This window comes from Bradyrhizobium sp. USDA 4516 (genome assembly GCF_054055915.1).
The window spans coordinates 4,528,227-4,542,472 of sequence record NZ_JBSRXT010000001.1; the positions used below are offsets into that span (position 1 = coordinate 4,528,227).

Annotated in this window: 13 protein-coding genes; 8 read left to right on the forward strand and 5 right to left on the reverse strand. The window is 62.7% G+C overall.

Annotated elements, in window-relative coordinates; genetic code table 11:
• The first annotated feature begins 32 nt into the window (after window positions 1-32).
• Genes ACVI1L_RS21020 through ACVI1L_RS21030 form a run of 3 tightly spaced genes read left to right on the forward strand, consistent with a single transcriptional unit; the run spans window position 33 to window position 1,943 of the window.
• Window positions 33-839: a lytic murein transglycosylase gene (locus ACVI1L_RS21020; protein ID WP_076827939.1), complete on the forward strand. Its 807-nt coding sequence runs from the start codon at window positions 33-35 to the stop codon at window positions 837-839.
• Between the two features lie 13 nt (window positions 840-852).
• Window positions 853-1,071 (forward strand): hypothetical protein, encoded by a 219-nt coding sequence (locus ACVI1L_RS21025; protein ID WP_158074192.1) that lies wholly within the window; start codon window positions 853-855, stop codon window positions 1,069-1,071.
• Window positions 1,072-1,094: 23 nt separating this feature from the next.
• Window positions 1,095-1,943 carry an FRG domain-containing protein gene (locus ACVI1L_RS21030; RefSeq protein WP_076827937.1) on the forward strand — a complete coding sequence of 283 codons (849 nt, stop codon included), beginning with the start codon at window positions 1,095-1,097 and terminating at the stop codon, window positions 1,941-1,943.
• A gap of 226 nt (window positions 1,944-2,169) precedes the next feature.
• On the opposite strand, the gene ACVI1L_RS21035 is transcribed toward ACVI1L_RS21030, so the two are convergent.
• On the reverse strand, window positions 2,170-3,039 hold the full coding sequence (locus tag ACVI1L_RS21035; protein WP_057018056.1) for an SDR family NAD(P)-dependent oxidoreductase: 870 nt from the start codon (window positions 3,037-3,039) through the stop codon (window positions 2,170-2,172).
• Window positions 3,040-3,199: 160 nt separating this feature from the next.
• On the opposite strand from ACVI1L_RS21035, the gene ACVI1L_RS21040 reads away from it, so the two are divergent.
• From ACVI1L_RS21040 to ACVI1L_RS21060, 5 genes are all read left to right on the forward strand, one after another.
• On the forward strand, window positions 3,200-3,604 hold the full coding sequence (locus tag ACVI1L_RS21040; protein ID WP_456783675.1) for a response regulator: 405 nt from the start codon (window positions 3,200-3,202) through the stop codon (window positions 3,602-3,604).
• A 114-nt stretch (window positions 3,605-3,718) separates the two neighbouring features.
• A complete protein-coding gene (locus ACVI1L_RS21045; RefSeq protein WP_038386831.1) occupies window positions 3,719-4,330 on the forward strand; it encodes a LysE family translocator in 612 nt (203 codons plus the stop codon).
• Between the two features lie 791 nt (window positions 4,331-5,121).
• Window positions 5,122-6,327: a GGDEF domain-containing protein gene (locus ACVI1L_RS21050; protein ID WP_076827935.1), complete on the forward strand. Its 1,206-nt coding sequence runs from the start codon at window positions 5,122-5,124 to the stop codon at window positions 6,325-6,327.
• Between the two features lie 34 nt (window positions 6,328-6,361).
• On the forward strand, window positions 6,362-6,982 hold the full coding sequence (locus ACVI1L_RS21055) for a peptidoglycan recognition protein family protein (RefSeq protein WP_253588098.1): 621 nt from the start codon (window positions 6,362-6,364) through the stop codon (window positions 6,980-6,982).
• A 1,025-nt stretch (window positions 6,983-8,007) separates the two neighbouring features.
• On the forward strand, window positions 8,008-8,883 hold the full coding sequence (locus ACVI1L_RS21060; RefSeq protein ID WP_456783676.1) for a L,D-transpeptidase: 876 nt from the start codon (window positions 8,008-8,010) through the stop codon (window positions 8,881-8,883).
• 1,151 nt (window positions 8,884-10,034) lie between these two features.
• On the opposite strand, the gene ACVI1L_RS21065 is transcribed toward ACVI1L_RS21060, so the two are convergent.
• The 4 genes from ACVI1L_RS21065 to rpoH all read right to left on the reverse strand — a co-directional run bounded on the left by ACVI1L_RS21065 (window position 10,035) and on the right by rpoH (window position 14,232).
• Window positions 10,035-10,847 (reverse strand): aminoglycoside phosphotransferase family protein, encoded by an 813-nt coding sequence (locus tag ACVI1L_RS21065; protein WP_456783677.1) that lies wholly within the window; start codon window positions 10,845-10,847, stop codon window positions 10,035-10,037.
• Between the two features lie 178 nt (window positions 10,848-11,025).
• A complete protein-coding gene (locus ACVI1L_RS21070) occupies window positions 11,026-12,045 on the reverse strand; it encodes a hypothetical protein (protein ID WP_456783678.1) in 1,020 nt (339 codons plus the stop codon).
• A 433-nt stretch (window positions 12,046-12,478) separates the two neighbouring features.
• On the reverse strand, window positions 12,479-12,886 hold the full coding sequence (locus ACVI1L_RS21075; RefSeq protein ID WP_057018049.1) for a hypothetical protein: 408 nt from the start codon (window positions 12,884-12,886) through the stop codon (window positions 12,479-12,481).
• Between the two features lie 449 nt (window positions 12,887-13,335).
• A complete protein-coding gene (rpoH, locus tag ACVI1L_RS21080; RefSeq protein WP_024581019.1) occupies window positions 13,336-14,232 on the reverse strand; it encodes an RNA polymerase sigma factor RpoH in 897 nt (298 codons plus the stop codon).
• Window positions 14,233-14,246 lie beyond the last annotated feature (14 nt).

Consider the following 14,246-nt stretch of genomic DNA (forward strand, 5'->3'; position numbering starts at 1 on the left):
TGATCGGCCAATCGAAGCAGGGGGATTTTTGCATGCTCAGGTGTCGTTTGGCGGTTGTGTTCGGCGCCTTGCTGCTTGCCACCCCCTCCTATGCCGCGCGCTGCGGTGGCAGTTTTCCGACCTTCGTCCAGTCGTTCTCGCAGGAGGCGGCGAGCGCCGGCATCCAGCAGGATGTGATCTCCGCGGCGCTCGGCGGCGTGCAGCAGGATGGCGGGGTGCTCGCCTTCGACCGGCGGCAGCGCTACACCTTCAACAAGACGTTCGAGCAGTATGTCGCAACCCGGGTCGGGCCCGGGCGCATCAATGGCGGCCGCGCGATGCTGCAGCGTCACGCCGCGCTGCTCTCGAAGATCGAGCAGCAATACGGCGTGCCGCGCCAGATCCTGGTCGCGATCTGGGGGCTGGAGACGGATTTCGGCAAGGGCGACATGGGCAAGCTGCCGGTGTTTCGCGTGCTCGCGACGCTGGCGCATGATTGCCGCCGCACCGACCTGTTCCAGGGCGAACTGCTCGCCGCGCTCAAGATCGTGCAGCGCGGCGATCTCCGTCTCAACGACATGATCGGCGCCTATGCCGGCGAGATCGGCCAGACGCAATTCCTGCCGTCGTCCTACATCAAGTACGGCGTCGATTTCGACGGCGACGGCCATGTCGACCTGCGCCACTCGGTCGCCGACGTGCTGGCCTCGACCGCGAACCTCCTGCACACCAGCGGCTTCAAGATGGGCGCGCCCTATGGCGAGGGCACCGCGAATTTCGAGGCGATGCGCGAGTGGAACAGGGCGGTGATCTATCGCAAGACCATCGGGTATTTTGCCGATCAGCTCGTGGGGCGGTGAGGGCGCGGCGGCCTTGTCCGTCATTGCGAGCGGAGCGAAGCAATCCATCTTTCGGCACATGCGGGGCGATGGACTGCTTCGTCGCTTCAGCGCAAAATTGCTTCGCAAATTTGTCGCCGAGCTCCTCGCAATGACGATCGTTTCCATCGGGCCGCATCACGCATGGAAAAATGGATTCCGGGTTCAGCCCTGCGGGCTGCCCTCAGATGCGCAATTGCGCATCGGGGAATGACGGTTGAGAATTCTGGTGTCTCCATGGAAACCATCGGCAGCCAAAAAATCTGGTCGTTCTTCGACCGCCGCGGATGCCAGGTCGCGAAGAACTCGGCGGTGCGGGAGGGGCCGGGCCATCGCGTCGGCTCCTATCTCGAGCTCGCCACCAAGATCGCCGAGCTGCAATTCCTCAACCGCGATCATGTGCTGCTGTTTCGCGGCCAGGGCGCCGACTACAGGAACATCAAGCGCAACTCGTCGCTGAAGCCGACGCTGTTTCGCGGCGGCCGCGGCAATCCCGATCAAGCGACGCTGGTCGGGCGGTTCGATGCGCTGCAACGCGCCGAGCGGATCCTGATCGCCGAATACGCCAGGGAAAAGCTGCTCGGGCTCGAGCGGTTGAAGCGGCATCGCATCCTGCGCTGGTCGATCCTGCAGCATTACGAGGTCTGCACCACGCCGCTGCTCGACGTCACCCATTCGATCCGGATTGCCGCCTCCTTTGCCTCGCTGGCGGAGACCGGCACCGCCTTCCTCTATGTGCTCGGCGTGCCGAATCTGAGCGGCGCGATCACCGCGAGCGCCGAGGCCGGCCTGCAGATCGTGCGCCTCGCCAGCGTCTGCCCGCCGTCGGCGGTGCGGCCGCACATCCAGGAGGGCTATCTGCTCGGCGAGTATCCGGAGATGTCCGGCACCGAGCAGAAGGAAAACTACTTTCCCTACGAGATGGATTTCGGCCGGCGGCTGGTCGCCAAATTCTCGTTCGCGCCGGCGTCGTTCTGGAAGAATGATAATTTTCCGCAGGTGGCGAGGAGCGCGCTCTATCCCTCGGAGCGGAGCGATCCGCTGTTCCGGCTGGCGCTCGGGGTGAAGAAGCAGCTGGGCGGGTAATCTCGTGTCGCGATGACGCGCAGGCGTGACTCGCAGGCATGGTATGACCCGCGGGCCGTGCAACATCCCCGGTGTCGTCCCGGGCTTGACCCGGGACCCATAACCACAAATGTCCGTGTTGCACGACGCTGTGGCCCCCGGCGTGCCTCACCAACCCAATCCTGTGGTTATGGGTCCGGCTTTCGCCGGGACGACGGCGGTGCGCGGGTTACTCCGCGCTATCGTGCTACTGGCTCGCACTCGCGGCATCGCGCGCGATCCGCCGCGCCGCCGTCTTCTCCATCATCCGTTGCATCGTTTTCCAGTAGGTCGCCGGGCGGAAGCGTTGCAGCAGGTCCATGAAGTATGCGTCCTTGCCGATCAGGATGCGCGGCTGGTTCTTCTCGATGCCGGCGATGATGCGCTGCGCGGCCGCGGTCGGCGTGGTCCTGGCCAGTGCGTCGAAGCGCTCGATCGATTCGGCGCGGCGGGCATTGTCGGTGACGCCGGTGCCGGCGCGCGAGTTGCGCGCGATGCTGGTGGCAACGCCGCCCGGATGCACCACGGACAGACGCACCGGGCTGTTCGCCACCGCAAGCTCGTGGCGCAGGCTTTCCGAGAAGCCGCGCACCGCGAACTTGGCCGCGCAATAGGCGCTCTGGCCGGGCGGGGCGATGATGCCGAAGATCGACGAGATGTTGACGATATGCGCCTCGCGCCGCCGCGAAAGCTGCGGCAGGAAGGCGCGGGTGCCGTGCACCACGCCCCAGAAATTGATGTTGAACAGCCACTCCATCTGCGCCTGATCGAACTCGCCGAACTCGCCGAGCAGCGCGACGCCGGCATTGTTGACGACGATGTTGAGCGAGGGGTGCGCTGTAACGGCGGCCTCCGCGAACGCCGTGATCTGGTCCGGCTCGCTGACATCGAGCCGATGCACGGTGACCTTGCGCGGGCTCGCTTTCGCGATCTCCGCGGCGGCGGCCTGCAGGCCGGCCTCGTCGCGGTCGGCGATCGCCAGATCGCAGCCGCGCAGCGCCAGTTCATGCGCGAGCGCGCGGCCGATGCCGCTGGCGGCTCCGGTCACGGCAGCGGCGGATCCAGGGATCGCGGTCATGTCGGGTGAGCTCCATCTCAACGGGGGTGGTGGTTGCCAAGCGAGGAACACGGCATTTCCACGCTTTTCTCAAATTGGAACTGAACCATCCAGTGATTTTGGGCATTTAATCTATGTTACGCGCTCGAAGCGAAGCATTCAAACCAAGGGAGCCACACCCATGGGACAGTCAATGCCCTACCGTGCGAAGGCCCTGGTGGTTGAGGACGACCCGATGCAGCGCGAGATGATCGGGCTGCTGCTGGAGGAGAGCGAGTTCGACGTCATCGCCTGCGAGAGCGCCGAGGCCGCCGAGCTGGTGCTGCAGGGCAACGGCGACAACGTCGTGCTGATGATGACCGACGTCGAATTGGCCGGAAACATGACCGGCATCGAGCTCGCTTATGCCGCGAAGAAGTACAGACCCGATCTCGACGTGATCGTCACCTCGGGCAAGCCGCTGCGGCAGCGCCTGCCCGAAGGCGCCTTGTTCTGGGCCAAGCCCTGGGCGCCGCTGGACGTGATCCGGGTCGCCGAGATGAAGGCGTCGGAGCTTTCGCATCGCGGATGGCGCAGGTCGTCATAACGGGGTGTCGACGCTGGCGCCGGGCGGAGGCCGGCAGCCGCTTCCGCCGTCCCCGTCGCCGTGATATTGGCGGACGATGTCCCGTCCGCCTGTCCCGCCCGCCGAGGATTTGAAGTGACCTGGTCCTTTCTGCTGACGTCGCTGATCGTGGTGGCCTCGCCCGGCACCGGCGTGCTCTATACGCTGGCGGTGGCGCTGACCCGGGGAGCGCGGGCGAGCGTCGCGGCGGCGTTCGGCTGCACGCTCGGGATCGTGCCGCAGATGATCGCGGCGATGCTCGGGCTCGCCGCCATCCTGCACACCAGCGCCGTGGCGTTCGCGGCGCTGAAATGGGGCGGCGTCGTCTATCTGCTCTACATGGCCTGGCAGGCGCTGCGCGAGCGCGGCGCGCTTGCCGTCGACACCGAGATCAAGCCGCGCTCGCGCCGGCGGGTGATCGTGACCGCGATCCTGATCAACATCCTCAATCCAAAGCTGTCGATCTTCTTCCTGGCCTTCCTGCCGCAGTTCATCGCGGTCGACGAGCCGCACCCGCTGGCGCGGATGGTCGAGCTCAGCGGTGTCTTCATGGCGATGACCTTTGCGGTGTTCGCGGTCTACGGGCTGTTCGCCGCCTCGGTGCGCGACCGCGTCATCACCCGGCCGAAGGTGATGGCCTGGCTGCGGCGAAGCTTTGCCGCGGGCTTTGCCCTGCTCGGCGCCAGGCTCGCCTTGGCGGAGCGCTGACGTCGCGGCCGTCACGCCCGGACGCAGGCAATAAAAAAGCAGGCGTTGCGCCTGCTGCCTTGCGCCCCGTCAGTTCGGGGCCGATCGATGTAGGGTGGTGAATTCGAGGTTGACGTCGCTGCGACCGGTTGTCCCGGTCCGGGTGCCCGGGCAGGGCAAGAGCCGCTACCCGGGCTGGAATTCGTTACTTCTTGGCGGCCTTCTTCTTGGTGGCCTTTTTCGCCTTCGCCTTCTTCGCCTTCTTCGCTTTCTTAGCCATAGTATCCTCTCAGGGTTTCATGGATTGAACGCGACTCCGAGGCATGCTTGGCGGAGGGCCAGCCTCGCAACATCCTCGATATCAAACTCAGCAGATTCGGAGGCTGCTGCCGCGTGCTGTCACGGCGTCGTCATCGTGTTATCCACAACTGTTACGCGTTTTCGCCAGCTTTTTCGCAAAGCGTTGCGCATGTCGCGCGTCGCGGCGTCGGCGCATCCGTCATGCTTAACGATGCGCAAACGGCGGATGCGCAGATCTTCATCAATTCAAAACCACGGCGCGGATTGGCACGTTGTGGGTGACGCTCCGTTAAGCGGCGCGGCCGCATGCTGTTCCGTAAGACAACGGGGATTGTCATTTGAGGAAGCGCCCCGGGGGCATGATCCGGACAAGTGCGAAGCGGTTTTCCGAAAAGATCATGCCAAAACAAGAATCTAACGCGCGATGATGATTCAGCCTGATCTCATCGCGCTTTAGCGGCAGACGGTCATTTCAGGAGAGGCGAGGCCGATACGGCTCTCGAACAGGGGCGATGTTGAGCGTTCCGACGCTTTGGACGGTATTCATTATCAATTTTCTCGCGCTCGGGCTGATCTGGGCCTATGTCGCGCGCAGCTATCCTGCTTTCGGCGCGGCGCGGTTCTGGACCGCGTCGGCCCTCGTCGCCTCCGCCGGGGCCAGCTGCGCGATGCTTCGCGTGATGCTGACGGACTCGCTGCTGCCGCTGCTTGCGGCCGGGACCTTGATGGTGTTCGCCGCCGGCCTTGCCGCGATGGGCATCGAGCGGTTCTACGACAAGCCTGCGACCTGGCGCGCCACCCTGCTGACCACGGCGCTGGCCTTCGCCGGTCTCGGCACCTTCATCTTCGCCTATGACAGCATGCCGATGCGCATCCTGGTCTACACCATTGCCCAGGTCACGCCGTTCGCGCTGACGCTGAAGCTGTTGCTATCGTCCGAGAACGGCCGCGTCAGCCCCGGTGCCCGGCTCGCCGGCATCGTCGCCTCCGTGCTGATCGGCATCTATGCGCTGCGTGCCGTCGGCGCGCTGCTGCAGCCCGGCGAGTTCTCCTTCCTCCGCTTCTCTGCGGGGCAGTCGCTGGTGATCCTGCTGATGGTGTTCCTGTCGATGGCGCTCAATTTCGGCTTCCTGCTGATGGCGATCGACCGGCTGCGCAACGAGGTCGCCGACCTCGCGCTGCTCGACGATCTCACCGGCGTCGGCAACCGCCGCCATCTCTTGCAGCGGCTGACCGAGGAATGCGCGCGCTCCGACCGCAACGGCGAGGCGTTCGCGCTGCTGGTGATCGACCTCGACGGCTTCAAGGGCATCAACGACACCCATGGCCACGCCGCCGGCGACGCCTGCCTGCAGCATTTCACGCTGATGGCGCAGACGCGGCTCCGCCCGGGCGACATGCTGGCCCGCACCGGCGGCGACGAGTTCTGCATCGTGTTGCCGTCCTCGACGCTGCGCGAAGGCGCGATGATCGCGCGCCGCGTGCTCGAGGTTTGCCGCGCCGATGCCGAGCAGTGCACCGGCAGGGACATTCCGATCGCGGTCTCGATCGGCGTCGCGCAATGGACCCGCGAGATCGGCCTGCATCCCGATCGCCTGGTCGCCGCCGCCGACCACGCGCTCTACGACGCCAAGAAGGGCGGCAAGAACGGCTACGCGACCTACGAGCCGAAGCCGGCGCCCGAGACGGTCGAGGCGAGCCTGCGCAAGCGCGCCTGAGCGTGCTAACGAGAGACGACACCGGATCTCCGTGATGATGCCTCGCCTGCTCACCGCACTACTTGTGCTTGTCCTGTTCACTGCCGCATCGGCCGAAACGCCCGATCTCGCGGCCATCGCGCGATCGCAAGGCACGCCCGAGATTCCCGGCTTGAAGATGGTCTGGCTGGCGCCCTGGGGCGACGTCGCCAAATCGCATCCCTGGCGCAATATCATCGTGCACCAGACCGAGGGGCCGCAGGGCTCGGCGCGATACGGCGCCGAGGCGCAGCACAAGAACCCGACCCGGCGCGGCGTCATGATCTGGGTCGAAACCGACGGCACGGTCTATTGGGCGGTCGCCGACAGCCTCGTTCCGACCCACACAGACGGCGCCGATCGCAACGACAACAAATACATCGACAACAGCAAGACCTATCACCAGGTGAACAAGGACACGTCGATCGGCGTCGAGTTCTCCGGCAATTATCCCGACGTCACGACGGGCCCGACCGACGCACAGGTCGCGGCCTGGCGGGTGCTGGTGAAGCTGCTGCGCGCGCGTTACGGCATCCCGCCGGAGCGCGTCTACGCCCACAACTGGATCGACTTCAAGGATGCCCGCTACTGCGAGGGCTGCGCGCTCGCCACCATGGCGCGGCAGTGGGGCGAGTAGGGCGGGTACTCATCAAAATCCCGGACGCCTGCGTTCGGGGACGAAGCGGCAACCGGACCGGACCTCGGCGATATCGCCTTCTGAGCCCCTAGCCGACATAGCCAAGAGCGCCTGTTTTGTCCGCTTCGTAGGATGGGTGGAGCGAAGCGATACCCATCAAGCTTGTGCTGCGCGGTGGGATGATGGGTATCGCTGCGCTCCACCTATCCTACGGACTGGCCAGGGCAGCCTTGACCCATCGCGGACATTTCCTCGTCTTCATCCATTGATCTGGATCAATGCGTCCCCTCACGTTCGCGTTGGCATCGTTCGTTCTGCCAATCCATACGGAGGGTACTATGGAAAGCGCATGCAGGTATCCCTTAGCGTTGATCGTCTTTGCGTTGGCACCGTCTGCTTTCGCCGCCGAGCTCCCAAAAGAAGGCAACTTCGATTACACGGCGTGCTGGTCGGGCACGAGCAACACTATCTCATTTTCCAAGACCCACATCGCGCGAAGCTATGAGCATACCGGCTCTATCCGAAGCAATCCTCCGGGTGGGCTTTTCGACAAAGATACATTCCGGTGCGTAGGGGTTAGTGCATCTCTTGGTGGGAAGATTACTGGCACCACGGTCTGCGAGTCCATTGACCGAGACGGTGATAAGCGACTTTCGTACTTCTCGACGTCAGAAGGAAAGGTAACCAGAGAGACAGTCGCGGGGACTGGGAAGTACGACGGCATGGTCATGACCGCAACGATACAACCCTTAGGGCCTTTCCCGGTCATCAAAGAGGGAACCTTTCAAGACTGCAATCACCAGACTGGTACCTATACGTTGAAGTGATGTTGCATCTTTGCGCGAGGGCCGCCTTTGGGCGGCCCTTGCTTTGCCCGAACCGGCGATCGAATGTGGACGATGGGTGTTGCAGCACAGGGGCTGGCGTTAACGACGCTTGGCGATTTCCAGCCTGGGCGACATCGCTTCGAAGCTTGTTAAAATTTGCCGGGTACCCCTTCCGGGCATTGCGATCAGGGGAGAAGTATGGGTAAGCGGGCCAAACGTGGAAAGACCGAGACGCTCGCGCTACCAGTGGCCGGAAGAGTTGTAATTGGCGTCGTGGCCGCTGCCGCATTGGGGTACGGCTTGCTGTGGCGGCCGGCGGGCGTTCAACCGATACGGAAGCAAGCCGCGCACCAGGTGCCGGCACCATCTAGTCCTACGCCGTCGACTCCCATTCACGTAGCGGCGGCGGTTCAGGCGCCAGCGCCAGCTCCGGTTCCGATCCCGGTCCCCGCGCCCCGGATCGAAACACCAAAAGCCGCTGACGCTCCCGGAAAATTTGCTCGGCAGGTGGTTGAATACGTCAGTCACCAGCCGCCGGGCACCGTCGTCATCGATACCGGAAACACATTCCTCTATCTGGTTCTGAATGGCGGGCAGGCGATGCGCTACGGCATTGGCGTCGGCCGCGAAGGTTTCACATGGTCCGGTGAGCAGGTCGTGGCCCGCAAGACAGAGTGGCCGGATTGGCGTCCGCCGGCAGAGATGATTTCGCGCCAGCCTTATCTGCCGCGGTTCATGGCGGGCGGCCCCGGCAATCCGCTCGGTGCCCGGGCGATGTATCTGGGCGATACCGAATACAGAATCCACGGCACCAACAAGCCCGATACGATCGGGAAGCGGGTTTCATCCGGCTGCATCCGGCTGACCAATGACGACGTCATGGACCTCTATGATCGGGTGAAAGTCGGCGCGAAAGTGATCGTGCTTCCGGCACCAGCTGCCCATCGACCATCCCCGGGCGCGCCGCCCGACGCCGCCGTCTCATCGCAGGAACCGGCGTCGCCGTCGAGCCGGCCCTCGGCAGCCAACGCGCAACCGCAGGCTTCTCGATCGAAGATGGCGGACGCCCAGTAACTCAATTCTTCTGTCCCAGATCTACAACTTGAGAAGCAGCCCCGTTCAAAATGGGCTGGGTGGCCGCACCGTAACCTGCGGCATGCCAGGCGTCCGTGCGCTGTATGAGACCGTATGATCGCGTGCGTGGGGCATTGGTAGTAGCGCGCTGCAGCAACAGCGGTTTCTTGTGGATCAAATTTGGGAAAGTCGTAGCGTCGTGAGTAGAGGCTGTGCCGCTACAGCCTTCCAGCCCCGGCAGCCCCAGCTCACCCCCTGAGCTGGGGCTTGCTTGGTTCCTCGTTCGATGGTCGATCGGGATGGATGGCGTCGAGTACAGCCTGATAGGTCTAGCGATCGTTTTCTTCGTCGTCGGCGGGGGCGCTCTTCTGCTCGGATGATCAGCGTTACAACCCCCACACCATGGCGACGGCCAAGAGCACCAGCATGCAGGGACCGCGGTCACAGGCGCCCTTTCGCGTTAGCGATCACGTCTCACTGAGCACATCGTAAATCGGCAAATGCCCGCGGCAATTGCCATTCGGAACTGGTCCTAACCAACAGACGGGCAGGCAAATCGCATGCGCAAAAGTAGTAGCGCGCCGCAGCATTGCGGTTCGTAGTGGATAGAAATTGGGAAAAAGGCGCAATGTAACGTCGTGGGCGGAGGGCGGCCGCTACAGCCTCCGAAGCCGCGTCAGTCCCAGCTCAATCCGCCTTCCAGCTGGGCGCACCGGACGGGGAGGGAGGTCTCATGAGGGCAGCGCTCTTGGCATTATCGCTCGTTGGTCAGCCGCCCGTACAAATTTCAGACAGTGTTCCCAACTTCGACATCATGTCGCTTTGCGCGGACGTTTCCGTTGACGATAAAGCGTCGGGGCTTCCTCAGGACGCGAGCAAGTGCGTGAGTGACGAGGCGGTTGCGCGGCAGCAGCTAAACTCGATCTGGCTAACTGTCCCGGCGGGACCGCGAGAAAGTTGCGAACTCATGGCAGGGTCAGGGCAAGTACAAAGCTATGTCGAACTCCTCATTTGCTTGAAAATGATTGACTGGGACTCGCCATCGGCAGTGCCCTCTCAGAGGCCCAGGCAAGGTTCGAAAACGCCAGGCAATTAACCGCCGTTCGATGAATTGCGACGGAGCGCTGTGAAGCGTGCGGAGAGGTCACCATTCAGTCTTCCGAGCGCAGAGTCGCTTCGATGCGCTGGATCAGCCGCTCCCGCAGCGAAGGCACCGCGTTGCCGAGAACGGCGAAGGTGCGGACGATGGGCAAATACGGCTCCATTGCCGCCGTTAGATCCGCGAGAGACATGCCGTTGAGCCGGGCATATTCGGATTGCGCCGCCGCATTGGTCGCGCGCGGCCGCTCCGGATTGTCGGCGACTTCCGGCCCGAGCTCGGACAGGATCACGCGCAAGAACCCAAGCTCGAGGACGGCGGGCCCGCGCATCGCGCTGACCCAGTCGACCAGCTTTGGGCCTTCCGCTGTCATGATCACGTTACCGGGGCTCAGGTCGGTATGGCAGAGCCCGTCGCCCGGCGGCAAGCGATCGATCAGCGCGAGGATTTCAGTGGCGATGTGCTTCGGTAGCTTGCCGTCGTCGTGCTCCAACTGAGCCTCCATATACTCGCGCATGGAGAGGACCTCCGGCGGCAGGGGCGTCTTGTGAATGGACATGGCGAGAGCCGCGACGATCGCGCCGGCCTGTTCGAACGTCACCGCGCCGGTTCGGGTTAGCTGCAGCAGGGTCGGTCCGTCGAGGCGCTGCAGCACGATGCCGAAGCGCCCGTCCAGGGTAGCCTCTCCGAACACCTCCGGCACCGGAGCGCCGGCGGCGTGGACGGCGCGGATCATGTGCACCTCGAACCAGGGCATCCGCCGCGGCAAGCCGGGCTTGAACAGTTTGACGACTTGCCCCGGCGCCCAGGCGTAGGCTTCGGAGTAGGCGCCTTCACCGATCTTTTCCCCCAGCGATCCCTGCATGCCCGTTCTCCGCCGTGCAGAGCAAACACCGGCGGCGAGCAAAAAGGAACCCCTCCCGTCGCGGGGCCGCCGGACACCATCGCTGACGGCCTGCGTGACCATCGAGAACGCCGGGTCTTCGAGGTGAACCGGAAGTCCCTCGGTAGCGGCAAGGCTTTGGCGAGTCTCGTCCGAGCCTTCAACTCGGTTCAATCCAATGGGAAGGATTCGAGACGTACATGGTTCCTCGCGTCAAGAAAGCGGACAATTCAAGTCCCACACCTAAAAACGGCAAGTCGAGCACAATGACGCCCGAGCCCTTGGCTGCCTCGAATCCTCCGTACAGCGTGTGGAGTGCATTTCTCACGTTTTGAAGTAAGCCAATAGCCGTAAAGGTGTTACGCGTATTCAGCGCGGGTGCCACGTACCTGCCGTTTTTCAAGCCATCGATGAAGTACTTGCTGTTATGGATCGATTGTAGTGCCGATTTCGAGATCAGCTTTTCGGTAAATGCGACATTGACGCCCCAGTCATTCAGGGGTTCACGGTGCAACTCATATGGAACGCTGAAACCAAAGCCGATAACAGCAACCGCCCCTCCGCTGCCTCCAAGACCCAGTCCCCACCGGCTGCTAATAATCTGGAGATCAAAGGTCTCCAAATCTCCCAGGTTCACGACGTACGCGGTCGTGCTCTCGATGCCGCCGATCAACAACTGTCCGCCAGACTTGACGCCGAAGCCAAGCCAACGTTTGAAGAACTTGCGTTCCTCCGGATAAAATTGAGGTTTCGGTTGAGGCGGCGGTGGTGGCGGCGGCGGCGGTGGATTTGGCTTATTCCAAACCGAGATGATCACACCACGCCAGGCTTCGTTTTCCACCCCATCCATTTCACCTGCATACTTGGCCGCGCGTTCCCCTTTCGCCACCTCGAGCGCAACTTTGAAATTGTTGGGTACTTGCTTGCGAAGGAAATCAATTACGGCCCGCAGCCTATTCTGCGACAATTCCATGTTGAAATCGTCGCTGCCGGTACGACTCGCAAGTCCTATGATTGTAAGGCTTCCTCCGCTCCTCAATTTTGGAGCGACGACATTGATCAGCCAATTGGAATGTTCCGGCTTTATGGCGAACTTGCCGACTTCAAAGTTGAATAACTTCGCCGCAATCGTATCCGGTGCCTGCGATCCGTACTCCTGGATTTTTCCAGGTGATGCCATGTTGACTATCTCCCAACGGAGAGACCGACTGCGGAACGGGTAGGACCCGGATTGAAATATCCGCGTATCAATGGGTCGCTTTGGAGTTTATGCCGGTTCATCGTCGCCCTCGGATTCCCGGCGGCTACTTGAAGGTGCCGTCGAAGTCGGTGAAGGCGAAGCCATAGGACACTCCGTGGTTTTCGGTGGAATGAGCGTGGGCGGCTCGGGTTTCATCGCGATGTCGCGGCGAAGCGCGGCAGTGGGCGATTAGGGCCGCGTACTCCATCAAAATCCAGAACGCCTGCTTTCGGGGACGAAGCGGAAACCCGATCCAAGTTCACGGATATCGCCTTCTGACCCGAAGCGGTCCTGTACGCGGATGGCGCGTCGTCGCGTGCGCCATCCGCTCCTGCAATCTATCGCTTGCTATCTCTTGCGAAGAAAAAGAGCCTTAGGCCTTCAGGTCCGTGATCCGCATGATCGCGACCACATTCCCATCATTGTACGCCTGCTCTTTTGTTTCCTTGTTACAGGTCCAGACAAAATTCTTCTTGCCCGTAAAGGTCTTTCCGTCCTGCTCAAGCCGAAGCTCCCCTTCGGTGATATGGCAGATCATGGCATTCATCATCGGGGGGCCCATGGTCTTCGATCCCGGCTGCATAATGACATCGCGCATTGAGACCGTCTTAAATCCTGGGATCAGGGATGGTGTCTCGCCTTCATATTCACGCACCACGACACCTGGCCAAGGTGCCGCATCCTTGTAGCCCGTGGCTTGAGCCTTGGCGGGCTTGATCATGGCAGTCGAAACCGCTGCCAACGCGATTCCCAGTGCGGACCTTCGATCGACCTTCCTCATCGCTTTTCTCCCGACGTTACCGAACGAGCGGCCGCAAATGCAGCGCGCAAAGTTCGTGGTGAACGGTGGTGTGAAACCGAAAAAAGAACGGCCTCTAGGAGAGCGTGTGCCTGCCGATAGCACCTGTGCTGCTCGTTTGCCCGGACGGTGATTTCGGCACGTCCCGCTTCAAGGGCCACGACATTCTACGGCACCTGACGCATCCGGGGAACAGGTGGCGTTGCACGAAGACACTGCAGCCTGTCGGGAAGGTCCGAAACTGGCCCCTTAGCCGGCATGACCGAATGCGCCTCGCGAGTGCGCACCCGAGGCTGATGCGGACATTCGTCGGCAGGCGGATTGATGGCTACACGCCCCGGATCGAGGTGCGTGCCGAGCACCACTTTGCAAACAACAAAAAAGCCGGCGTTGCCGCCGGCTTTCGTGTCTGTTGGCTCGCTGCTGCGCGATCAGTGCGCGGCTTCGAGCGCGGCTTCCTGCCGGGCAATCGTGCCCTTGACGGCCGACTGCACCTTCTCGAACGCGCGGACCTCGATCTGCCGCACGCGCTCGCGCGACACGCCGAACTCGGCGGCGAGGTCTTCCAGCGTCATCGGCTCGTCCGCCAGACGCCGCGCCTCGAAGATGCGGCGTTCGCGCGGGTTGAGCACGCCGATCGCACCGTTCAGGGCCTGGCGGCGATGATCGAACTCCTCGCTCTCGGCCATCAGGGCTTCGGCGTTGGGCGAGTTGTCGACCAGCCAGTCCTGCCATTCGCCGGCTTCGCCGTCGTCGCGGATCGGGGCGTTGAGCGACGCGTCACCGCCGAGGCGGCGGTTCATGTCGATCACGTCCTGATCGGTCACGCCGAGGCGCTTGGCAATCAGCTTGACCTGGTCGGGGTGGAGATCACCCTCTTCCAGGGCCGAGATCTTGCTCTTCGCCTTGCGCAGGTTGAAGAAGAGCTTCTTCTGGTTCGCGGTGGTGCCCATCTTCACGAGCGACCAGGAACGCAGAATGTACTCTTGTATTGACGCCTTGATCCACCACATGGCGTAAGTGGCGAGACGGAAGCCCTTCTCGGGCTCGAATCGCTTCACCGCCTGCATCAGGCCGACATTGCCTTCCGAGACGACCTCGGAAATCGGCAAGCCGTAGCCGCGATAGCCCATGGCGATCTTGGCCACGAGCCTGAGATGGCTGGTGACGAGCTTATGCGCCGCGTCGCGATCGTCATGCTCGCGCCAACGCTTGGCGAGCATGTACTCCTGCTGGGGTTCCAGCATCGGGAACTTGCGGATCTCGGCGAGGTATCGAGAGAGGCCGGATTCTCCATTGAGGACCGGCAACGTAGCTGTACGGGCCATTTGAGCGCCCTCCA